This window comes from Cumulibacter soli (assembly GCF_004382795.1).
Taxonomy (GTDB): Bacteria; Actinomycetota; Actinomycetes; order Mycobacteriales; family Antricoccaceae; genus Cumulibacter; species Cumulibacter soli.
This window is the reverse complement of sequence record NZ_SMSG01000002.1, coordinates 271,176-293,077: the sequence shown is the minus strand read 5'-3', so window position 1 is coordinate 293,077 and position 21,902 is coordinate 271,176. Positions and strand designations below refer to the sequence as shown.

General features: G+C 65.6%; 16 protein-coding genes. 11 read left to right on the top strand and 5 right to left on the bottom strand.

From position 1 onward, the window contains the following. Window positions 1-206 precede the first annotated feature (206 nt). The 3 genes from E1H16_RS05130 to E1H16_RS05120 all read left to right on the top strand — a co-directional run bounded on the left by E1H16_RS05130 (window position 207) and on the right by E1H16_RS05120 (window position 8,670). Window positions 207-2,099: an HNH endonuclease signature motif containing protein gene (locus E1H16_RS05130; RefSeq protein ID WP_134322620.1), complete on the top strand. Its 1,893-nt coding sequence runs from the start codon at window positions 207-209 to the stop codon at window positions 2,097-2,099. Window positions 2,100-2,233: 134 nt separating this feature from the next. Continuing rightward, window positions 2,234-5,341: an ATP-dependent helicase gene (locus E1H16_RS05125; RefSeq protein ID WP_166741627.1), complete on the top strand. Its 3,108-nt coding sequence runs from the start codon at window positions 2,234-2,236 to the stop codon at window positions 5,339-5,341. Next, complete coding sequence (locus E1H16_RS05120) at window positions 5,338-8,670, top strand: ATP-dependent helicase (RefSeq protein ID WP_134322618.1); 3,333 nt, start codon at window positions 5,338-5,340, stop codon at window positions 8,668-8,670. The genes E1H16_RS05125 and E1H16_RS05120 overlap by 4 nt, the downstream gene beginning before the upstream one ends. Here the strand turns inward: E1H16_RS05120 and E1H16_RS05115 are convergent. Next, window positions 8,667-9,521 (bottom strand): alpha/beta fold hydrolase, encoded by an 855-nt coding sequence (locus tag E1H16_RS05115; protein ID WP_243837676.1) that lies wholly within the window; start codon window positions 9,519-9,521, stop codon window positions 8,667-8,669. The genes E1H16_RS05120 and E1H16_RS05115 overlap by 4 nt on opposite strands. Before the next feature lie 145 nt (window positions 9,522-9,666). Between E1H16_RS05115 and E1H16_RS05110 the strand changes: the two genes are divergently transcribed. Genes E1H16_RS05110 through nudC form a run of 4 tightly spaced genes read left to right on the top strand, consistent with a single transcriptional unit; the run spans window position 9,667 to window position 14,363 of the window. Further along, window positions 9,667-10,746: a hypothetical protein gene (locus E1H16_RS05110; protein ID WP_134322617.1), complete on the top strand. Its 1,080-nt coding sequence runs from the start codon at window positions 9,667-9,669 to the stop codon at window positions 10,744-10,746. Window positions 10,747-10,790: 44 nt separating this feature from the next. Next, entirely contained in the window at window positions 10,791-12,089 is a 1,299-nt protein-coding gene (locus tag E1H16_RS05105) for a M16 family metallopeptidase (protein WP_134322616.1), read from the top strand. Further along, window positions 12,086-13,432, top strand: coding sequence for a M16 family metallopeptidase (locus E1H16_RS05100; protein WP_134322615.1), 1,347 nt, complete (start codon window positions 12,086-12,088; stop codon window positions 13,430-13,432). Before E1H16_RS05105 ends, E1H16_RS05100 begins: the two co-directional genes overlap by 4 nt. Window positions 13,433-13,442: 10 nt before the next feature. Beyond that, window positions 13,443-14,363 carry an NAD(+) diphosphatase gene (gene nudC / locus E1H16_RS05095; RefSeq protein ID WP_134322614.1) on the top strand — a complete coding sequence of 307 codons (921 nt, stop codon included), beginning with the start codon at window positions 13,443-13,445 and terminating at the stop codon, window positions 14,361-14,363. A 48-nt stretch (window positions 14,364-14,411) separates the two neighbouring features. On the opposite strand, the gene E1H16_RS05090 is transcribed toward nudC, so the two are convergent. Further along, a complete protein-coding gene (locus E1H16_RS05090; RefSeq protein ID WP_134322613.1) occupies window positions 14,412-14,675 on the bottom strand; it encodes a mycoredoxin in 264 nt (87 codons plus the stop codon). Between the two features lie 273 nt (window positions 14,676-14,948). Between E1H16_RS05090 and E1H16_RS05085 the strand changes: the two genes are divergently transcribed. The 4 genes from E1H16_RS05085 (at window position 14,949) to E1H16_RS05075 (ending at window position 18,315) form a co-directional block, all read left to right on the top strand. Continuing rightward, window positions 14,949-15,443: an SRPBCC family protein gene (locus E1H16_RS05085; RefSeq protein WP_134322612.1), complete on the top strand. Its 495-nt coding sequence runs from the start codon at window positions 14,949-14,951 to the stop codon at window positions 15,441-15,443. Between the two features lie 75 nt (window positions 15,444-15,518). Further along, entirely contained in the window at window positions 15,519-17,606 is a 2,088-nt protein-coding gene (locus E1H16_RS05080; RefSeq protein ID WP_243837674.1) for an ATP-dependent DNA helicase UvrD2, read from the top strand. A 96-nt stretch (window positions 17,607-17,702) separates the two neighbouring features. Continuing rightward, window positions 17,703-17,852, top strand: coding sequence for a hypothetical protein (locus E1H16_RS18345; RefSeq protein WP_166741626.1), 150 nt, complete (start codon window positions 17,703-17,705; stop codon window positions 17,850-17,852). Window positions 17,853-18,006: 154 nt separating this feature from the next. Next, window positions 18,007-18,315 carry a WhiB family transcriptional regulator gene (locus E1H16_RS05075; protein WP_424948522.1) on the top strand — a complete coding sequence of 103 codons (309 nt, stop codon included), beginning with the start codon at window positions 18,007-18,009 and terminating at the stop codon, window positions 18,313-18,315. Between the two features lie 176 nt (window positions 18,316-18,491). Here E1H16_RS05075 and E1H16_RS05070 read toward each other — a convergent pair whose 3' ends face one another. From E1H16_RS05070 to E1H16_RS05060, 3 genes are all read right to left on the bottom strand, one after another. Beyond that, the gene (locus tag E1H16_RS05070) at window positions 18,492-19,811 is read right to left on the bottom strand and encodes an ABC1 kinase family protein (protein WP_134322611.1); all 1,320 of its coding nucleotides are present in this window, start codon (window positions 19,809-19,811) and stop codon (window positions 18,492-18,494) included. Window positions 19,812-19,817: 6 nt separating this feature from the next. Then, window positions 19,818-20,942, bottom strand: a complete 1,125-nt coding sequence (locus E1H16_RS05065) for a ThiF family adenylyltransferase (RefSeq protein WP_134322610.1) — start codon at window positions 20,940-20,942, stop codon at window positions 19,818-19,820. Between the two features lie 115 nt (window positions 20,943-21,057). Further along, window positions 21,058-21,654 carry a M48 metallopeptidase family protein gene (locus E1H16_RS05060; protein ID WP_208378861.1) on the bottom strand — a complete coding sequence of 199 codons (597 nt, stop codon included), beginning with the start codon at window positions 21,652-21,654 and terminating at the stop codon, window positions 21,058-21,060. Window positions 21,655-21,902 lie beyond the last annotated feature (248 nt).

The following is a 21,902-nucleotide window of genomic DNA, read 5'->3' as shown; positions in this document are numbered from 1 at the left end:
ATCGCGGCGCTGGCGCGGATCTTCCGCCGGTCCGGTGTCGCGCGTGTCGAGCCAAATTAGGACCCGGTCGGCTTGGCGCCGGCTCGTCCATCCGGTGCCACACGCGTGCTGGCAGTTCGATGCGACAAGTTTGTCCTGAGTCATCACAGTTCGCGCGCGTGACCTATTGCCATATGGTTCGAACATATGTACGATAAGATGAGACGATGAGAACCAACAGATGGGAGGGCTGCGGCGTGTCGGTCGATGCGGATACTGGTGCTACGGCCCTCCGTCGTGATGGGGATCGTGCCGCGGGCACTACCGGGTGTGTTGCTGGTGCTGATCCGTTGCGGTTTGTGCCGGCGGACGCACGCGCGGCTGCCGACGCGGGGGTTGCTGGTCCGTGGGTGGTGGCCTCGGCGCTCTCGCGGGAGATCCACGATGCCCTCGCCCTGCTGGCGCAGGGCATGGATGCGTTGTGCGCGATTGGTGAGCGTGGTGCTTTTCAGGCGCTGGATCCGCAGTGTCTGCTGAGAATGGCTGGTGAGCTTGAGCGGCACCGCACCCGCGGCATCATGGTTGATGCGCGGCTCGTCGAGGCCGCGGAGGAGGACCCGTCGTTCGCGGTCGTGACTGGGGAGAAGCGCGTGGCGCATGCCCTTGTCCGGTCGTTGCGGATCAGTGTCGGCGAGGCGAATGCGCGAGTGCGCCGGGGTAGGCAATTGTTGCCGCGTAACGGGTTCAGTGCGGGTGAGCAGCCGCCGGAGTTGCCGCAGTTGAGTGCGGCTGTACGGGCTGGCAGTGTGACGAGCGGGCAGGTCGATGAGATCGGCGCGGCGATGCGCCGCATCCGCACGATCGATGGGCTGGACGCGTCGCTGCTGGAGCAGGCCGAACAGGCGCTCCTCGAGCAGGCGGGCGCGTTGGGCCCGACTGACTTGAAAGCGGTGGGCGAGCACCTGGATGAGGTGTTGCTGCCGGATGGGCGGGGCCCAGGTGCGGAAACTACCGCGGCGCGGCGTGGCCTGCGCATCGGTCGCCAGCGTCGGGATGGCACATATGCGATCACCGGCTTTCTGACTCCGGAAACTAAGGCGCGTGTGGATGCGGTCTTGTCACCGCTCGGTGCGCCTCGGCCGACGGTGGACGGCAGTCGGGATGCGCGCTCGGCCGATCAGCGCCGTCACGATGCGTTGTATGACGTAATGGGCCGCGTGCTCGACCTAAACGGTGTCCCCGCGTCGGGCGGGACGGCGGCGACGGTACATATCACCGTGGATATGGACGCGGTCATGTTGGCGCTTGGGGTGGTGCCGGATCCCTCGAGCGCCGAGTACGCCGACGACCAGTTCAGCACTCAGAGTGTCAGCAATGCAGGTGGTGATCGGGCCCGGGATAACCGGTCGCGGTACGTGGGCCGCCTCGCCGGTGGGGACCGTCTGACGTGCGCGGAGTTCCTACGGTTGGCTGATGAGGCGTTGGTGATTCCGACATGGATCAGCGCGGCCGACGGAATTGTGGCGTACGGGCGTTCACGGCGGATCGCCAGCGTGGGGCAGACGAACGCGTTGATCGCGCGCGATCGTGGCTGTTCGTACCCCGGGTGCGATGTGCCGCCGGATTGGTGTCAGCGGCACCATGTCATCGAGTGGTGGCGCGGCGGGCGTACTGATCTTGGCAATCTGACTCTGTTGTGCGGGCACCATCATCGCGAGTTCGAAAAGAACGGTTGGGTGGTGCGGATGGTCGGTGGGCTGCCGTGGTGGGTCCCGCCGCCCTGGATCGATCCGGACCAGCGGCCAGTGCTGAACACGCGGATCCGGATACCGGACCAGCAGGAGATCGACGACGCCGCCCGACACGCCAGCATCCGACGATCGGGTTGTGATGATGCGCGCGCGACCGGAATGGTGGTCGACGACGAAGAGTGCCGCGAAGAAGACCGTCTTGACCCTGCCGACGAATTGATAGCGCTGCTCGCGCTTCATGTCACGAACCCGCGCGAGCGCGACAATTTCCATCACGAACTCGCCGACCTGCTCGCGGCCTACACCGGCACACGGGGTGAGCGTGTGGCCGACCGCGCCGGTGCCGCGCCCGCACCGACCGCAGCGTGATCGGCGTGCGCGGCGGTTCTGTGCCCGCTGCCGAAGCCAAGGGCAATCCGGTCATGAGCGCGGCCACCGGATGCCGCGAAAACTTGTCGGGGCGCTTCGGCAGACTAGAACGCAACAGCCGGAAAGGAGAGCCCGTGGCAACAGTGACGCCAAGCGTACGGTTGGTGCGACCGTCGGGACGTCCCGCGATCGCGTGGCGCGCGGACCAGGACGCGGACGCCGTAGTCGCGCATACCAAAGGTCGGCTACGCGTGCTCGGTGGTCCGGGCTCGGGCAAGACTTCGGTGCTCGCGCGTGCGGCTGCGGCGCGGTTAAACGAGGGTGCCAGCGCCGACGAGGTTCTGCTGCTCACCTTCACCCGACGTGGCGCCGCCGCCCTACGCGACGCCGTGGTCGCCGAAACTCAGGTCGCGTTGCGGCAAGTCCCAGTGCGGAGCTTTGAGTCGTATGCCTGGGCGGTACTCGATCGAGCCTGGCGGCGCCGCGACGACTGGTCGGCCCCGCGCCTGATCACTGGACCCGAGCAAGACGCCATCGTCCGCGACTTGCTCGCCGGCGCCCTGGATGGCGAAGGGGCGACGACCTGGCCAGACGAGTTACGGGCAGCCCTACCGACCCGCGGGTTTGCCCAAGAGGTACGCGATGCGCTGATGCGCTGCGCCGAACGCGGCGTCTCCGCGACGCAGTTGCGTGCTTGGGCGGAGCAGTACGGTCGCCCGGTCTGGGAATCACTGGGTAGTTTCCTCACCGAGTACGCGGGTGTGACCGGGATGCGCCTGGAGGATTCCTATGACCCGGCAGAACTCGTCCGAGCCGTCGTTGACTTGTGGCGTCAAGACCCCGATGAGTTGCACCGAGAACGTCAGCGACTGAGCTACCTCTACGTCGACGAAGCGCAGGAGCTCGATCCCGCAAAGCGGGAGTTGCTAGAGCTGCTCGCCGGCGGTACGGCTGCCACGGTGCTTGCTGGGGATCCCGATCAATCGGTCTTTGGGTTCCGCGGTGCCGACCGCCGCTCGCTGCTGGACTTTACTGCAGATCAGGAGATCACGCTGAGCACCGGCTATCGGGCGACTCCCGCGTTGGCGGCCGCGATGCGGACTGCCGCCGGGTTACTGGGTGCCGCCTACCCTGAGCGCACCCCGCTCGAGCCGGACTCGCTTCGCCCAGTCGTGGTGCTGGCCTCGCCTAGCCAGTCACGCGAAGCGGCCGATGTCGCCGCCGTACTCCGTGAGCGACACTTGGTGGACGGCGTTCCGTGGTCGCAGATGTGCGTCGTCGTTCGGTCCGTGGCGGCCAGCATGCCCGTGATACGCCGCGCGTTCGCGGCCGCCGGGGTCCCCTTGGACGCGGGAGTGGACGAGCCCGCGGTCGGGCAAAGCACCGCCGTGCAGTCGTTGCTGGAAATCGTTCGGCTCAGCCAGGAGACTGAAGCCGACGCCGCCAGGATCGAAGAGGTGCTGCGCTCGCCCTACTTCCGGCTCGACGCGCTCATGATGCGACGACTACGTAAGAAACTGCGCACCGTCGAGTTCGAGACAGGAGGCGGTCGCACGTCGGCGCGTCTACTCGTAGAGGTCGTCGCGGGCAGACTCGCGGTGCCCTCTGGTCCCGAGGCGTCCGGACTACGCGAACTCGCGCGGATCCTCGGCGTACTACGCGAAATCGCGGCCGGCGGGGCCGATGGCGAGGAACTGCTCGCCACGGCGTGGCGCGAAACCGGCGCCGAAGACCGGTGGCGCTCAGAGGCGCTCCTGGGCGGCGTACGCGGTTCCGATGCGGACCAACGGCTCGACTCGGTGATCGCCGCGTTCGACATCGCATCGTCGCTGGCGAGCCGATTACGTGAGGCGTCATTCGACACCATCGCGTCCGAGATCGAACAACAAGAATTGCCTGCCGACCGCCTCTCACGTGGTGCGAGCGCCGCCGAAACCGTGCAGGTGCTCAGCGCCAACAACGCCAAGGGCCGCGAATGGGAGATCGTTGCCGTGATGGGAGTGCAGGAGGGCAGCTGGCCGAATCTCGTCGCCCGCAACACGCTGCTGCACACTGAAGACCTCGTCGACCTTGCCGTAGGCATCGATATATCCGTCATCGATCGCCGGTCACTGCTGATGGCCGACGAACGGCGATTGTTCTACGTGGCCCTCAGCCGCGCCCGTCGCCAAGTGATCGTGTCGTCGGTCGATGGTGTCGGTGAGCGTCCATCGCGGTTCTACGTCGAACTGTGCGAGCGCCTCGGTTACCAACCCAACGAACATCGCGTCGAACGGGTCGCGCAACGCACTCTGTCGATGGTCGACCATGTGGCCACGCTGCGTGCTTGCTTGCTCGACGAGGACGCCGCGGAAGTCGACAAACAAGCCGCGACGACAGCGTTGCAGATGCTGGCTGAGGCCGGAGTCCGTGGTGCCGCGCCCAGCGATTGGTACGCGCTGCGCGAGGTCTCGACGTCGGACCCAGTCATCGATCTCGACCAACTCGTATCGATCTCACCGTCGGCGGCAACCACGTTTGTTCAATGCGGGCTGCGGTGGTTCCTCGGTCGGCTCGGGTCCGTGCATCGGTCGATCAATGCAGAACTCGGGACCGCAGTTCATGCGGCGTTCGAAAAGATCGGTGACCCGTCAGGCGCGACTCAAGCGGAGTTGTTCAATCGCATGAATGAGGTGCTGCAGGAGCGGTGGCGCGGCCTAGAATTCGATTCTCCCTGGGAAGAGCGCAGTTGGCGCTCGAAAGCGCGCGCGATGCTGGAACGCCTTGCGCAGTGGCTTGAGAACCGCGAAATGACTTGGGTCGGGAACGAAGTCGGATTTGATGTCGTGATCGGTCGGGCGCGGGTGCGCGGCAAGGTGGATCGACTCGAACGCGATCCGGTGACGGGTCGGCTCTACACGATCGACCTGAAGACCGGCTCCGTCACGGTGGACGGCATCGAGCCCACGCGCAATCCGCAGCTCGGCATTTACCAGCTCGCTGCCGAGCACGGCGGGTATGAAATCGGTGCCGGATCCGCCGGGGCAGCATTGGTCGGAGTCAAGGACGGCAAGTCGGCAAAGGAACGGTCTCAGCCACCGGTCAGCGAGGACGCTGAACCGGGGTGGGCCGAGGACCTGCTCACCGACCTCGTCGCCGGAATGTCGGCGGCCACTTTCCCGGCTCGAGCCGGGGCCGGCTGCCGCACCTGCGACTTCGTGCCGGTGTGTCCCGCCGTGCGGGTTGCGGAGGACGACGAATGACCGCCCAATTCAGCCCTGCCGATATCGCCGCTCACACGGGCGCGCATACGCCCACCGAGGAGCAGGCCGCGGTTATCGGCGCCCCGCTCGGGCCGAGTGCGATCGTCGCCGGCGCGGGCTCGGGTAAGACCGAGACGATGGCGGCGCGCGTCGTCTGGCTGGTGTGCAACGGGGTGGTCGAGCCCGATCGCGTGCTCGGGCTGACTTTCACCCGTAAGGCAGCCAGTGAACTCGCCGAACGCGTGCGCAACCGGCTCCGCGAGGCCTCGGTCGCGATCGGTGACCTGGACCCTGCCCGGGCCACAGCGATGCGCTCGGCCGAGCCCACAGTTCTCACCTATGACTCGTATGCGCGTCGGATTGTGGCCGAGCACGGTCTGCGGCTCGGCATCGAACCAGGCGTACAGACCGCGGATGCCGCGGCCTTATGGCAGCTGGCACAACAGGTCGTCACGGCGTACGACGGTCCGTTGGAGGAGGTCGACCGCACCAGCAGCACGATCGTGCAAGCCGTGGTGGCGCTGAGCGACGAGATGGCGGCGCACCTGGTCGGGGTTGACGACGTCGTTGCAGCGTCCACCCGCGTGATCGCGCAGATCGAGCAACTCGAACGCGCGGGCGGCAAGGCCCTCGCGTCGACAGTGCGCCGTCAGCTGGATGGCGTGTACGGGAGGGTACTGCTCGCGCCCGTGCTCGCTGGATTCGCCGAACGCAAGCGTGACGGCGATTTGATGAGTTTCGGCGACATGTTGAGCGCTGCCTGTCGGCTCAGCAGCGAGCAGCCGGCGATAGGCGAACAAGAGCGCGACCGATACGACGTCGTCTTGCTGGATGAATACCAGGACACGTCCGGAGCACAGGCCGCTCTGTTGCGCAGTCTGTATGCCGGGCATCCGATCACCGCCGTCGGGGACCCCTGTCAAGCGATTTACGGCTTCCGCGGTGCGAGCGCCGACACGCTGACGGCCTTCCGGATGCAGTTTGGCGACGGCGTGGCCATTCCAATGCGCCAGCTGAGCACGACGTTTCGCAACGACCGCGCGATCCTGCAGATCGCTAATGAAGTCTCCGCGCCGCTGCGCGCCTGGGGCGCCGAGGTCGCCGTTCTCGATGCCGGACCGGCGGCCGGCCCTGGCGAATTAGCTGTCGGCCTGTTCGAGACCACCAAGGACGAAGCCGCTGCGGTGGCGGCCGACATCGCGTCCCGCTGGGAACCGGGCGCGAGCAGTGTCGCGGTCCTGTCGCGTGCTCGATCCGAAGAGTTCGGTGCGGTCATCGACGCGCTAGTGGAGCAGGGCCTACCGATCGAGGTCGTCGGCCTGTCCGGGCTGCTGTCGCTGCCCGAGATCCGAGAGATCGTGAACACCTTGTCGGTACTGACCCGGCCATCCTCGGACGCCGAACTCATTCAGCTGCTCGGCGGACGGCGGTGGCGGATCGCGCCGAGTGATCTCGTCGCGTTGAGCACGTACGCAAAGCGGCTAGCCGGGCGCGGCAGCGATGAGGCAGACGATGACGAGGTTGACGAATCAAGCCTGGTTGATGCGCTCGATCAGATCCGTAACGCCGATGAGGCCGCGTTCTCCGAGCGCGGTTGGCACAGGCTGAACGCGTACGCCGGCGAACTCGCCGAGTTACGCGCACTAATGGGCGAGCCACTGGCAGATCTCGTCGGGGCAATCGAGCGCGCTATCGGCGTTGATATCGAGTCCACGGTGCGCGATGTGCGGCGCGAATTGCCACCGCGCGCCGCGCTGGACCAGTTCACCGGCGTCGCCCATGCGTTCTCTGCCGGATCGGGGACGCAATCCACCGAGGGGTTCTTGCAGTATCTCGATGCCGCGGAGGAGGCCGATCGGGGGATTACCCGGGACGGCACGACGCCGCGACGCGACGCCGTGCAGGTACTCACCATGCACGCGTCGAAGGGCCTGGAATGGGATTCGGTCTACATCATCGGCGCAACCGACAAGGCGCTTCCCGGTGACCCCAAACCAGCGACCGCATGGCTCAAAGACCTCGGCACGCTGCCGTACGAGTTGCGTTCGGACGCGGCGGCGCTGCCGCGAGTCGATATCTCCGAGGTCCAGCAGACGAACAAGGTCAACACCGAGTTTGTGGGTCAAATGAAAGAGCAGGTGAAGGAGCATCATGGGCGTGAGCAACGCCGCCTGGTGTACGTCGCCCTCACCCGGGCGCGCCATCGGCTGTGGATGAGCGCGGCGCGGTGGAAGCCGACCGCGAAGAAATCCCGCGTGCCGTCGGAGTACCTCACCTTGATGCGCGAGCATGTCGAGCGCACCGGTGGTCAGTTGGTGGCCTGGGCGCCGCAACCTGAGGACGGTGCCGAGAACCCAGCGAGCGCTGATCTCGAACTCCACCTGTGGCCGGCGAGCGCGCTCAGCGCCGAGCAGACCGCGGCCCGCGCGGCTGCCGAGCAGTTTAATGCGGATGTAGCCGAAGCGATGGGACGAAGCGGGATTGCCGCTCTGCCGCAGCACTCGGAATCGGCCCACGAGTCAGCCTCGGGCCAACAGGCAGAGCCAGCGCAGCAGTCAACCTCCCTCGAGCAGTCAGCGTCCCTTCAGCAGTCAGCCTCACTCGCCGAGCAGCCGCGGCACCCGTGGCTGGAGGCGACCGAACTGTTGCTGGCCGAACGCGCCGCGCGACGCGCCGGCACAGTAGTTGATGTCGAGGCGCCTGACCGGCTCTCGGCGTCCCAACTCGTGGCGATCCGCCGTGACCCGGTGCAGTTCGCGCTCGACATTCGCCGCCCGGTACCGCGGTTATTGCGAGCCGCCGCGGACCGAGGGACCTTGTTTCACTCCTGGGTAGAGCATCGCTTTGGATCCGACTCGTTAATCGATATCGACGACTTACCGGGCGCCTCGGACGAAGGCCTGGAAGCTGACGCGAGCATCGATGACTTGATCGAACGGTTTGAGTCCAGCGAATGGGCCAGTCGCAGACCGCTGGAGACCGAAACTGGCTTCGATTTGATGGTCGACGGTATCCCGCTGCGTGGACGCCTTGATGCGGTGTTCGAGTGGCCCGGTTCCGATGCCGACTACGACGTGATCGACTGGAAGACCGGACGGCGCCCCACCGGGGAGGCGCTCGCGGCAGCGGAAGTCCAACTCGCCGTCTACCGGCTCGCCTGGTCGCGGATCGCTGGTGTGGATCCGCAGCGAGTACGAGCCGGGTTCTTCTACGTCGCCGATGGCATCACGCATCGACCTGATCGCGTACTCGACGAACGCGATTTGATTGACCTGGTGCGCACCCTTCCCGAGGCGTCCACGATCGAGGCGTCCTCGCTGAGCAGTTAGACGGAAGCGATTCGTTCGGCAATCGCCTCCGCCAACGGCTGTGGGGCGAGTTCTGGGATCCAATGGGTGATCCCGGCCAGCTCAACGAGTCGGAAATCCGCATCGACGTACTCGGCGCACAGTTCGGCGCTGCGTCGGCCTACGGCGCGGTCCTGATCACTCCACACCATCGTCGTCGGGACCTTCGCCGGACCTAGTCCCTGAGGATTCGTGCGCATCGCGCGGTACCAGTTCAGCGCGGCCGTCAACGCGCCGGGCTGCTGTAACCGCTGCACGTACTGCGACGCGTCAGCGTCGCTGAGATCCGAGAGCGTGTCGCGCAGACCGGCCGCGTCGTTCTCGAGCAACGCAGCCTCCGCGGCTCCGGGCTGCCAGAACAACTTCATATAGCCCGAGCGCGACTTCTGGTCGGGGTCCTCCTTGTAAGCACGGCCAAATGCCGTCGGGTGCGGGATCGAGACCGCCGTCAGCGTGCGCACCCGGTCGGGATTCTCGACTGCGGTCACCCATGCGATATGCGAACCCCAGTCATGCCCCGCCAAGTGGAACGTTGACAGACCCAATTGATCGGCGATCGCGAGCACGTCGCCGGACAGCGCACGGTCGCCGTAATGCTCCACTCCGTCGGGGCGCGCCCCGGGCGAGTAACCGCGCTGGTCAATTGCGTGTACCCCGATACCGCGCTCAGCGAGGACCGCGGCGGCACGTTGCCATGCGCGGGCGCCCTGCGGAAATCCGTGCAGGGCGATGAGCTGTGGCCCATCATCGACGCGTGACTGCAAAACGTCGAATGCCAGTGGACCGGAGGTGTGGGTATCAATCTGCACTGTGGTGTGCGTCATCGCGCTCATACGACCTACCGTATCGGCAACCAGTTCTCGGCAACCAGTTTGTCGCGACATCCGTCGTATTCAGCGGGTTCGTCGATAATGGACGTCAAATAATGGACTGACGTGCCCGTGCGTAGACAGATCGTCGCAGACTGTTGGAGTTGATGTGAGCCACCCACCGCCCCATGGAGCCGGTCACGGGGACCCACACCGGGCCTCGGACGAGGCCAGCACCACGAATAACCACGGCCCCACTGATAGCCACAACACCACTGAAAACCACAGCGCTGCCGGTAACCGCGGCGCGACCGACTACGACAGCGCACCTGATTACGACAGTGCCGCGACGCAAGAGACCTACGACCAGCAGTACGAGGTCTACGTCCCCGATGCCACGTCGCACTACTCGCAGTACGCCGACTACACCGCAGCGCCGTACGCCGATCAGGAGCAGCCACGGCTGTCCTACTTTGCGGACTCCTCGCAGTACTACCAGGAACAGCAAGGCGCGTATCACCAGCCGCCGCGCCATGCGGACGAGGCGCACTACCCGCCCGCGGAGCCCCCGGGGCGTACCGGCGCATTGTGGTGGGGGATTGGTGGCATCGGCGTCATCGCCGCGATCCTCAGCATTCTCGTGATGACGGGGGTTTTCGACGCCTCAGTCGACGAACCGGGTGCGAACCCGCAGGCAACCGGCGATTACAGCAACCCGAGCGACGACCCGAAAGCGTTGCGGGTGATCGATAAGGCCTCCGGAATCAGTTACGACTACCTGGGGGAGGGGTGGAAGGACTACTCCATGGGCGTGATGGAGGAGAACCAGGCAACCGTCGGTGAGTACGTCGTCACCCAGGAGAGCGTCCCGAGCGGTGGCCAGTTCATCGCCCAGGTGACCTCCGGCCTGCTGAGCACCTCATTCGGTTCGCCGTCCGCCGCAGAATTCCCGCAGGTGCTGGCAGAAGTCGAGGAATCGGTCTTCGGCAATTACTACCCGCTGCCGAACGAGCCCACGAACCAAAGCGAACGTGCACTGACCATCGACGGGCACGACGCGTACGAACGGATCACCGACCTCACCTGGGACGTCGACGGGTACGACTCCACCGGCGAACGCGTGCACCTGCTGATGATCGACACGGGTAAGTCCGCGCCGGTGTTCTTCTACTGCTCCTTCCCGAACACGCACGCCGAGTTATACCCGCTAATCGATCAGGTCATCGCGTCGATCAAGGTCGATCAGTAACGCGGGGCACGGAGCGTACCCGGCGCACAGGTACCCTCGGCCAGGTGAGATCCCCGAACTATGCCGTCCATCGATCGCGTCTGCCCAACGGGCTGCGCGTCGTACTCTCGCCCACGGAAGGCGCGGCGGCGGTGGGCATCGCCGTGCACTACGACGTGGGCATGCGATCAGAACCCGAGGGGCGCACCGGATTCGCGCATTTGTTCGAGCACCTCATGTTTGAGGGATCGCAGAATGTGCCGACCGGTGACCACGCGCAACTCGTGCAGGGGGTTGGCGGTTCGTTCAACGGATCGACGCACCCGGACTACACCGAGTATCACCAGGTCGTTCCGCCGCATGCGCTTGAGCGCACGTTGTTCCTGGAAGCCGATCGCATGCGCGCGCCGCTGCTGACCGCGCAGAACATGCAGAACCAGATCGACGTCGTCCAGGAAGAAATCAGGGTCAACGTGCTGAACCGCCCGTACGGCGGGTTCCCTTGGCTCGCGCTGCCGCCGGTGCTGTTCGAGACCTTCGCCAACACCCACAACGGGTATGGCGATTTCGTCGACCTACAAGCCTCGGATGTCGCCGTCGCCCGCGAGTTCTTCGCGACGTACTACGCGCCAGGTAACGCGGTGCTGACGATCGCCGGCGAGTTCGACCTCGCGCACGCGCGAGCGCTGGTGCGCAAGCACTTCGCCGATATCCCCGCCCGGGACGTACCGCAGCGTCCGGACTTTTCCGAGCCGGTGCGCACCAGCGCCGCTAGCGGCAGCGTGGTTGATCCGCACGCGCCGATGCCCGCGACGGCGATCGGCTGGCAGAGCCCTGATCCGATCCGTGGACTGCGTCGATACCTGGGCACCGTCGTACTCGCCGACGTGTTGTACGACGGCGACGCCTCACGGCTGCACCACGAACTCGTGCTGCAACGCGGGCTCGCCCTCAGCGCGTACGCGTACTGCGGGACGTTCGGCGATCCGTTCGACCAACGTGGGGCCAGCACGTTCACGATCCAGATGCACCATGCCGATGAGCAGCAGCGCGTCGAAGCTGTCCGCGTGGTCGACGAGATTCTCGCGGAGTTGGCCGAGCACGGCCCGAGTGAGGACGAGTTGCATCGGGTGACGACGAGGATGATTGCGCAACTCCTGCGCGAGTACGACTCGACGATTGAGCGAGCACTGCGTATGGGAACCCTGGAGTTGTTGTACGGCAAGGCAGAGCTGCTCAACGAGTTGCCGGAGATGATCGCCGCGGTGAGCGCCGCGGACGTCGCCCGCGCTGCGCGCCGACTGACACCCGAATCCCGCGCGATCGTGTCGTTGAACCCGGCGCGCGATAAGGACAACGCATGACTAGCCGAGAGATACCAGGACTGGCCGCGCCCAACGCCGCAGTGAAACCGCGGTTGTATCGCCGCACTCTGAGCAACGGGTTGCGCGTGATCGCGATCCGACGCCCGTCAGCGCCGATGGTGGAAGTCCGGCTACGGATCGAGGCTCCGACCGTGTCGCCGTCCGCCTTGGGGCGCACCGGGTTGTGGTCCGAGACCCTGCTGAAGGGCACCGAGCAGTACGACGACCGCGAGCTCGATCAGGCAATCGGCGGTATCGGCGCACAGATCAACACCGGGGCCGACCGCGACAAGTTGATGGTCGGCGGCAGCACGATGGCGGAGCATCTGAGCGAGTACCTCGGACTGCTGGCACACGTGCTGAGCGCGGCGACGTTCCCGAAACGCGCGGTCGAGGACGAACGCGGCCGGCTGGCCGAGCATCTGGTGATGGCCAAGTCGAACGCCGGAGTTACTGCAGCACAGGCGATCGCGGCAAAACTGTTCGGTGATCACCCGTATGCGCGCGTGATGCCCGAACCCGATGAGTTGACTGCGGTGAGCGCCGCGCAGGTGCGTTCACTGCACCGCGCGCTCGTGCGTCCCGACGGCGCGGTGCTCGTTCTCGTCGGCGATTTGCAGCCGCGACGGGCACTGGATCTCGTCGAGGCGTCGTTTGCGCAGTGGACCGGTACGCCGCGACGCGCGCGTGTGCCCGCGGTGCGGTTCGCTGATTCGTCGACGATCTCGGTAGTCGATCGCCCGGGCTCAGTGCAGTCGTCAATCCGTTTCGGGATGCCTGCCCTCTCTCGTGAGCACACCGACTACCCGGCGCAACGTGTAGCGAACATGCTGTTCGGTGGCTACTTCTCCTCGCGGCTGGTAGCGAACCTTCGCGAGGACAAGGGCTACACCTACACGCCGCGATCCGCCGTCGACCTAGGACGCGAAGCGTCGGTGCTGACCATCAGCGCGGATGTCTCTACCGAAGTCACAGCCGCCGCGATCAACGAGATCAATTACGAACTCGGCCGACTGGCGAACACCACACCCACCGACGATGAGGTCGAGAACGCGCGGCAGTATCTGATCGGGTCACAGCTGATCAGCATGTCCAGTCAGGCCGGTCTGGCCGGACAGACCGCGAATCTGGAGATCGGCGGGCTAGGGCTCGACTGGCTCCAGGAGCACCAGCGAGCGCTGGCGAAGGTCAGCGCCGCCGACGTACGCCGGGTAGCAGCGGCCGGGATCACGCCCGCCGCAGCGCGCATCGTGGTGGTCGGTGACGCGGCGCGGATCGACTCAGAAATGGGCACATTGGGACGTCTGGAACGGGCGTCTGCGGATCCCAGTAACGGCGAGTAGAGGAGCAGCGATGAGACGGGTCAACCCACTGTTCGGCGAGTTCGCGCACGAGCGTGATGCGGAGCACCGTAAGGACGACGCATGGTTGCGCGAGGCCTATCAGCGCGGCCAGATTCTGGTGCTCACCGAACGGTTCGAGGCGCCGATCGACGAGAGCTCGGGGACGCCGAGGCTCGCGTGGCGATCAGCCGCGGATGTGAAGGGCGACCCGCAGCCGGTGTACCTCGGCAGCTACGAGGACCGGCCGCACTTCATGGTGATGGGGCGGCGCGATCTGAAGGCCGACATGTGGATGGATCTGCGCGCGATTGGCGGCGATTTGAGCGTCGCCGACCGCGGGCTGTACGTCGAGGCCGTCGCGATCGCGCAGTGGCACGCCCGGCACACGCAATGTCCGCAGTGCGGTGGCCCGACGCGATGGCGCGATGGCGGCTGGTCGACCGAGTGCGAGAACGATGGCTCGCTGCACTTTCCCCGAACCGATCCCGCGGTCATCATGCTGGTGCACGATGGCGCCGACAAGATCGTGCTGGGTCGGCAGGCCGCGTGGCCCGAGGGCCGATTTTCGGTGCTCGCCGGGTTCGTCGAGCCAGGCGAAACGCTGGAGGCCGCGGTCTCCCGCGAGGTTAAGGAGGAGGTCGGTATCGATGCGACAGACGTCGAGTACGCCGGCAGCCAGCCCTGGCCATTCCCATGTTCGGTGATGTTGGGCTTCAGCGCGCTGGCCGACAGTACGCAACCGCTGCAGTTGATGGACGGCGAGATCGCCGAGGCATCCTGGTTCACCCGTGAGGAAGTGCGCTCGATGTACGGGTGGGACGACGAGGGCGCGCGGCGACCGGGAGCGCGTAGCATGCCCGGCTCGATCTCAATCGCGCACCACCTCATCAAAGCGTGGGTGGACGGCGACCTCGGCGCCCCGCAGTCGTAGAGACCGATGGACTGCCGCGACGGGCGGCAGTCCGCCATGGAAAACCCCTTAGGTGTACAGCGGTTCGCGGCCAAGTTTCGCGAGTACCTCGTTGATGGACGGGTTCGTCAATGATGAACCGTCTTCGAAGACCAGCGTGGGCACGATGCGATTGCCGTCGTTCAGCGACTTGACGAGTTCGCCGGCCGCGACGTCCTCGTCGACGTCGATGTTGTCGTAGGCGAGGTCTGTTTTCGCGAGATCGCTGACGAGCCGCTTGCAGAACGGGCACCAGGTGGTCGAATACAGGGTGAAAGCCTTCGCGTCGCTCATGGACTGCAGCCTAGTACCGCATTCATGAGGCGGCCGATCCGCGCTCACAACGCGGCTGACCCGCGCTCACAACGCGGCTGACCCGCGCTCGCAAAGCGGTCGATCCCGCATGCACTAGGCGGTCGACCCCGCATGCACTGGGTGGCCGATCCGGCACGCACAACGCGGCCGCGAGGGTGTCGGGCGCGAACGGCGCATGGGGCTCGATACGTGGGCTGTGTCATGATTCACCCCTGATCGCCGCGATGCGCGGGCCCCGTACAAGGAGCAACGATGACAGCACAGACCCAGAGCCCACCGGACGAGCGCTACACCCATTCGGAATCGATCACGATCAATGCCAGCCCACAGCAGGTGTGGGACGTCGTCAGCGACGTCACTCGTACCGGCGAGTGGAGCCCGATCTGCCGGGAATGCTGGTGGAAGGAACCGGCCACCGGGCCCGCGGAGGGCGCCTGGTTCCACGGCCGCAACCAGAGCGGGGACCGCGAGTGGGAAACACAGTCCCTGGTCACCGTTGCGCAGCCCGGTGCGGAGTTCACGTGGATCGTCGGCGGCGTCGCCGTGCGCTGGTCCTACGCCCTCGCGCCGAAAGGGGACGGAACTGTGTTGACCGAATCCTGGGCCGTTCTGCAGGGCGGGATCGACTTCTTCGAAAAGACCTATGGCGATGACGCGAAAGCAGAGTTGGAGATCCGTCGCGAAGCGGCGCTCTCCGGGATCCCCGCCACGCTGAAGGCGATCAAGGGCATCGTCGAAAGCGCCTGATCACGTCCGAGGGACGAACCGCGCGGCCGGTGTGGCCGCGCGGTTCGTGTCGGCACCTTTTGGGACACTGGAGCAGTGACTGAACCCCGAGACCTGAGCCCCGACGTACAACGCCTCGTAGCCGGGCTCGATGCCGAACAAACCGAAGCTGTCCTCGCCCCCCGCGGACCGCTGTGCATCCTCGCTGGCGCAGGCACCGGTAAGACCCGAACCATCACGCACCGCATCGCCTACCTCGTACAGACCGGTGAGTTCTCGCCGCAGCAGCTGCTTGCCGTGACATTCACCGCGCGCGCCGCGGGGGAAATGCGTGGGCGGTTGCGCTCCCTAGGCGTGCAGGGCGTACAAGCGCGCACCTTCCATGCCGCCGCATTGCGGCAGATGTCGTACTTCTGGCCGCGGCATTTCGGCGGCCACTTGCCCGAACTCGTCACCTCAAAATTCCGAATGGTGGGTCAGGCCGCCGCGCGCGAACGGGTGTCCACCACGAATGACATGGTGCGCGATCTAGCCTCCGAGGTCGAGTGGGCACGCTCCTGCCTGATCGCGCCGGAGGACTACCCGGCAGCGGTTCAGCGCTCCGCACGCGAGACACCATTGCCTGCTGAACAGGTGGCGAAGGTGATCGCGCGCTACGAGTCAGTCAAGAAGCGTGCCGAAGTCATCGACTTCGAAGACATCTTGATGTCGATGGCCTACATGATCGAATCCGTGCCGGATGTCGCCCGCGAGGTCCGGGGCCAGTATCGCGGGTTCGTGGTCGATGAGTACCAGGACGTCAACCCGCTGCAGCAGCGCTTACTCTCCGCGTGGTTGGGGGAGCGTGACGACCTATGCGTGGTCGGCGACGCGAGCCAAACCATCTATACGTTCACCGGCGCCCGCCCGGACTATCTACTTGATTTCGCTGACCGGCACAAAGGTGCCACCGTGGTGCAGTTGGAGCGTGACTACCGTTCGACGCCGCAAGTGGTGGCGCTGGCCAATCGAGTCATTTCCGGTAGCGCAGGGCGATTGGCGAAAGCCCGGCTGCGCCTGGTCGGTCAGCGTCAGGACGGGCCCTCACCGACGCTGCGCACCTTCGACGATGAACAGTCTGAGGCGGCGGCCATAGCGCGCCGATGCGCCGAGCTGATCGAGAACGGCACGGCGCCCGCAGAGATCGCCGTACTGTTCCGGATCAACGCCCAATCCGAGGTATATGAAAGCGCGCTCGCCGATGCCGACGTGCCGTACGTGGTGCGGGGTGCGGAGAAGTTCTTCGAGCGGGCAGAGATTCGCGAGGCGATAGTGTTCCTGCGGGCGGCGGTACGTACCGCCGATGAATCGGAGGATCCGCTGCCGGACCTGGTCCGTCGGGTCCTGGCATCCTCCGGCTGGGACCCGTCCGGTGCGCTAGGGCAGGGCGCGGCCCGTGAACGCTGGGAGTCGATCAATGCCCTCGTCGGGCTCGCCGAAGAACTGCATGCGGCCGACCCATACGTAACGATGGAGGCGCTCGTCGCCGAGCTCGATCACCGGTCTGCGGCCGCGCACGCGCCGACGATTCAGGGCGTGACGCTCGCCTCGTTGCACGCGGCAAAGGGTCTGGAGTGGGACGCCGTGTTCCTGGTCGGCCTGCATGACGGCATGCTGCCGATCAGCCGGGCCCGAACGCCCGAGCAAGTGGAGGAAGAGCGGCGCCTGATGTACGTCGGGATCACTCGTGCTCGAGAGCATCTGCAGTTGAGTTTCGCACTCGCCCGTAATGCCGGTGCCCGTGCTTCGCGCAAACAGAGCCGATTCCTCGATGTCTTTGGTGGCGGGCCAACTAGCTCCACCCCGCCGGCCGTACGCCGCAAGGCGAAGGTCACCCGATGCGCGGGGTGCGGGCAGGCGTTGACCCCACAACAGGCATCGCGCGGCAGCTGCGAGCGGTGCGCCACCTCGGGGAACACGTTATTCGAGCGGTTGCGGTCATGGCGGCTGGAGACGTCACGTTCACACGAGGTCCCGCCGTACGTGGTGTTCGACGACGAGACGCTCGCAGCGATCGCGGCTCGGCAGCCGTCGAGCCTGATGAACTTGTTGTCGGTGAAGGGTGTCGGCGAGACGAAGTTGGGCCGGTACGGATCGGCCGTCCTGGAGGTCGTCGCGGCAGGTTCGTCCGGTGCTGCGAAATAAGTTTTTGGAATCTTTCGAATATTCAGTTGCACCTCCTCGGGCATAAGGCATACCCTCGTACCCGTTCGATTCACGAGACCGGAAAGGAGCGCAGTCATGATCAACTCAACGTTGTACGCAGTGCGTACTCGATTCGCTGCGCTCGCGCTCGGCGGCGGCAATGACCGCACCGTCGCGCTGACCGCTGTGGCGGATCGCGGGCGCATTGATCTGGGACCGGCAGCCGTGCCGTCTGTTGTGACATAGAACCTCACTGACGCAGGCATCGAGCCGTGAATCCCAGATTCGGGATTCACGGCCTTTTTGTTTGGCCGGACATCCCGTGCAGCGGATCCTTGACATCAAGTGCGCTTGATGAAGGACAGTAAAACGGACAACGACCGAACAAGGTATAGAGAACATGACCGCAATGCTGAACCGTCCAGAAACCGACCTACCGGCCGAACCGGACCTTTTTGCGCCTGACTTCGGAGCGCGGGACGACCTCCCGTGCCGTCAGGAAGATGCCGATCTTTGGTTCGCAGAATCGCCAGCGAAACTCGAGATCGCAAAAGCCCACTGCCAGGAATGCCCGGTACTCGCCGATTGCTTGATGAGCGCGCTCGATCGGCGCGAGCCCTGGGGTGTGTGGGGAGGTCAGATATTCGAACAAGGAACTGTGATCGCTCGCAAGCGGGGACGTGGGCGGCCCCGTAAAAATGCAGCGTGACATGAGACAACTCGCGCTCGCGTGCGCGCACGTGTGTTCCCGGCAAACGGAAGCACGTGCGCGCACTGACGTGTAGTCACGTTTCCCCTGCCGCCGGCAGGTTCACTACTCCGGGAGTTCTGTGCAGTCAACAACGTTTCGACGGCGCTATAGATCTCTTGTATATAAGGAAAGTGTTAGGCGGTGAACCCGGGGAGCCACTCGGTGGCTATCGCGCGGAAACTCGATTCGGTACCCAACTGACACAAGATTCCGATCGACCCGAGCAGCACGCGGTGGATCATGACGTACTCGCTCGGCAGATTGAGTTGGCGCCCGAACTTCAACGCCGGCCCACGAGGGTTGGTCAGTCGCGCTGCCTCGGTCTGCATCCATTCGCGAGTGAACTGGAAGCGTTCGTAACGCACCGGGTCGAGCACCGAGCCGACGTAGTCCATGAGTTCGTATGGGTCGACCTCGATGTCCTCGCGTAGGAAGTTGTGCTCACGTAACCCCTGTAAGGCTGCCATCGGGTCGTTCTGTAGTACCAGGGTCATTATTTCGCCGATGAACGGTGGTAGTCCGTCCGGTAGCTCCTTGACCGCCCCGAAGTCGAGCACGCCGAGGCGACCGTCGTCCATCAGTCGGTAGTTGCCGGGGTGTGGGTCCGCGTGCAGGTAGCCGGCGCGTGCTGGGCCAGCGAATGTGAGCGTCGCCAGGAGGTGGCCGCTGCGATCTCGTTCGGTCTTCGTCCCGTCGCTGATTACCTTACGTAGCGGCGTTCCGTCGATCCATTCGCTGATCACGACGTACGGCGCGCTGGCTACGACGGACGGGACGAGGAAGTCCGGATCATCGGCAAAGGCGGTAGCGAACGCGCGTTGGGTGGTGGCCTCGAGCCGATAGTCCAGTTCGTCTTCGACCCGGCTGCGGATTTCGGCAAGCAACGGCTTGATGTCCAGTCCGGGCGTGACCATGCCGTACACCCGCGCCAGTCGGCTGAGCTGATTGAGGTCCGCCATCAGTGCCGGGCCCGCGCCGGGGTATTGGATCTTCACCGCGACATCTCGGCCGTCGTGCCAGGTACCGCGATGCACCTGACCGATGCTGGCAGCCGCGGCCGGCTGTTCGTCGAAGTGGTGGAAGCGCTCGCGCCAGCGCGTGCCGAACTGTTCATCGAGCACGCGGTACACGGTGCTGATCGGCATCGGCGGAGCTTCCTCCTGAAGCTTGACCAGCGCCTCGCGGTACGGCGCGGCAATGCCGTCAGGCAATGCGGCCTCGAACACCGACAGCGCTTGACCGAGCTTCATTGCGCCGCCTTTGAGGTTGCCCAGAACCTCGAAAAGTTGCGCGGCCGCGCGTTCTCGGTTCGCGGCGGCGACCTCCTCTGAACTGCGTCCGGCTAGTCGTCGACCCACACCGGTGGCGGCGCGGCCAGCGGCGCTCAGCGGGAGTGAGGCAAGCTTGGCCGTCCGGCGGGCAGATCGCTCAGGAGGCTCAGACACGCCCTCCATTGTCCACTAGTGGACTTCGAACTGGCAGGAGCATGCCTCATGTCGCGGCCAGTAGCGTCGTTCGAGCACGAGGTCGGGCAGTGATAGTTCCAATGTGGCGTTGATCGTTTCGGGTAGGCGTTCGTTGTCGATCCACTGCAGTATCTGCGCGGCAGCGAGTCCCGCACCGATCATCACCAACGGGGTCTCGCCGCCGTCCCCGGGTGACGTCGGAGTGTGGCGCAACTGTGCGTCGATCATCGCCCATCGTTGATCGAGATCGCGCCGGATCGCGTCCTGGCAGGCCAGACAGCTGGATTCGCCGGGAATCACGAACGGGCCGACGACTACGCGACGCTCACGTACGCCGACCGGTAGGAACGGTGTGCCAGTGCGCATCAGCATGCGCACGCGCGCGTCGCTCGAAGCGGCGCCGTCGGCGAGAATGACGAGGTCCGGCTGATCGCCGGCGCGCGGCGCGCCCGTCTCGACGTCGACCGCAGCGCGGGCCAGTGCGTCGTGCGTAGCGTGCGCGCGTGGACGTCCCAGGTCCTGCGGCCGGGGCCCGCCCGGCACCAGGTCGCTAGGGGTCACCACACCGGACTGCACTACGGCGATATGACGTACGCCGGACGCGGCGAGGATGGCCGCGATCGCCGGGGCGATGCGTCGATCGCCCACTATTACGGTGCGGGCGATAGCGCGTGCGCGCATCGTCGCCGCTGGGCTCGCGCGGAGATTGCCCAAGGCACGCCCGTGTACCTCAGGTGCGAGCGCGCCGAGTAACAGCGGGTGCTGCGCGAGTTCTCGACCCTCGAGTTCATCGGCTAGGTCGATCACCAGGCCCTTCTCGGTGAGCGTGCGCAGCACGGCGCGGTATCGATCGGCGATCGGTCCGTGTAGGCCGTGCGCGTCGGAGGCCTCGAGGACCTGACGCAGGGTACGTGTGCCGTCGAGTCCGGCGAGGAAGGCGGCGACGTCCGTGCTGACGTTGCGCAGGACGACGGCGCGCGACGCGTCCGCGCCGATTTGTAGTACGCCCGGCGCGCGCCACGCGCGGCGGAGAGTGGCCGGCAGCCAGGGGATTATTGGCAACCCGGCAGCGTTGGCCGCAGGTACGGCGTCTTCGGCCGGGGAGGGAAACAACGTCATCGTTCTCATCACTCTCGCGTGGATGAGCCCGAGCGTGTCACGGACTGGGCGGTGTCTCCGAGTTGTCCACAGGGGCAGACCATCCGACTTTGGTATCAACTCGCAGGTGCGGTGGTCAGTGAGTGCCACCCTCCGCAATGTCATCCGTACGCGGCCAGGCGTCGGCAATACCGGCGGCATTGGCGACGCCTTCCAGGAACCCTTGGGCGCGCTCGGATCGCGGATATCGATTGACCAGCGCCCAGAACCGCCGGCCGTGACTGGCTTCGAGTAGATGCGCCAACTCGTGCAGGATCACGTAGTCCACGACCCAGTCGGGCATCGCTTGCAGGCGATGCGAAAGCCGGATCGTTCTGCTCGCCGGGGTGCATGAGCCCCACCGAGAGTTCTGATTGCGCACCCACCGGATGCTCGCGGGTGTCGCGGCACCGTCGAGGTACTGCGCCGAGAGAGCCACGGCACGCGCGGCCAGCGCGTCGTCACTACGCGGCGTACGCGTACGCCGCTGCGTCTCTTTAGCCGCGACTCGCGCGATCATGCGAGCAGCCCAGGCATCAACTTCGGGCGCGCTCAACGCGGCGGGCACCTGCAGCACGATCAGTTCGCCGTCGCGGAACGCATGCACGCTTCGGCGGCGACGCGTGCTACGCCGGACCTCGACGACGGTGCCGTCGATCGTGCGGCGCTCGATGTGGACGTCGTTTCTAGGCACGGCGCTGAGCGTAGCCCGGGTGCACGACACCAGTGCGAACCAGCGCAGTTATCCACAGCCTGGTCGCTTGCGGCGCGGTGATCAGTAAAAGGCCCGTTCAACCCGCAGAAACCACGCAGCCATAACAGTTACTTGGCAGTAGCCCACAGGAGTTTCCCCAAGGTCTACGGCGTGTTCCCCCGTTTGTCCACAGCGTCGTCCACAGGCAAACTGGGTTTAGTCCACCGACGCTGAACAGCCTTCGGTCT

Bases quoted from the DNA above. Each gene is read 5' to 3' on its own strand.
- E1H16_RS05100 (WP_134322615.1), top strand. From the start codon at position 12,086: ATGACTAGCCGAGAGATACCAGGACTGGCCGCGCCCAACGCCGCAGTG.
- E1H16_RS05090 (WP_134322613.1), bottom strand. From the start codon at position 14,675: ATGAGCGACGCGAAGGCTTTCACCCTGTATTCGACCACCTGGTGCCCG.
- E1H16_RS05120 (WP_134322618.1), top strand. From the start codon at position 5,338: ATGACCGCCCAATTCAGCCCTGCCGATATCGCCGCTCACACGGGCGCG.
- E1H16_RS05075 (WP_424948522.1), top strand. From the start codon at position 18,007: ATGACCGCAATGCTGAACCGTCCAGAAACCGACCTACCGGCCGAACCG.
- E1H16_RS05115 (WP_243837676.1), bottom strand. From the start codon at position 9,521: ATGAGCGCGATGACGCACACCACAGTGCAGATTGATACCCACACCTCC.
- E1H16_RS05085 (WP_134322612.1), top strand. From the start codon at position 14,949: ATGACAGCACAGACCCAGAGCCCACCGGACGAGCGCTACACCCATTCG.
- E1H16_RS18345 (WP_166741626.1), top strand. From the start codon at position 17,703: ATGATCAACTCAACGTTGTACGCAGTGCGTACTCGATTCGCTGCGCTC.
- nudC (WP_134322614.1), top strand. From the start codon at position 13,443: ATGAGACGGGTCAACCCACTGTTCGGCGAGTTCGCGCACGAGCGTGAT.
- E1H16_RS05070 (WP_134322611.1), bottom strand. From the start codon at position 19,811: ATGGAGGGCGTGTCTGAGCCTCCTGAGCGATCTGCCCGCCGGACGGCC.
- E1H16_RS05130 (WP_134322620.1), top strand. From the start codon at position 207: ATGAGAACCAACAGATGGGAGGGCTGCGGCGTGTCGGTCGATGCGGAT.
- E1H16_RS05065 (WP_134322610.1), bottom strand. From the start codon at position 20,942: ATGACGTTGTTTCCCTCCCCGGCCGAAGACGCCGTACCTGCGGCCAAC.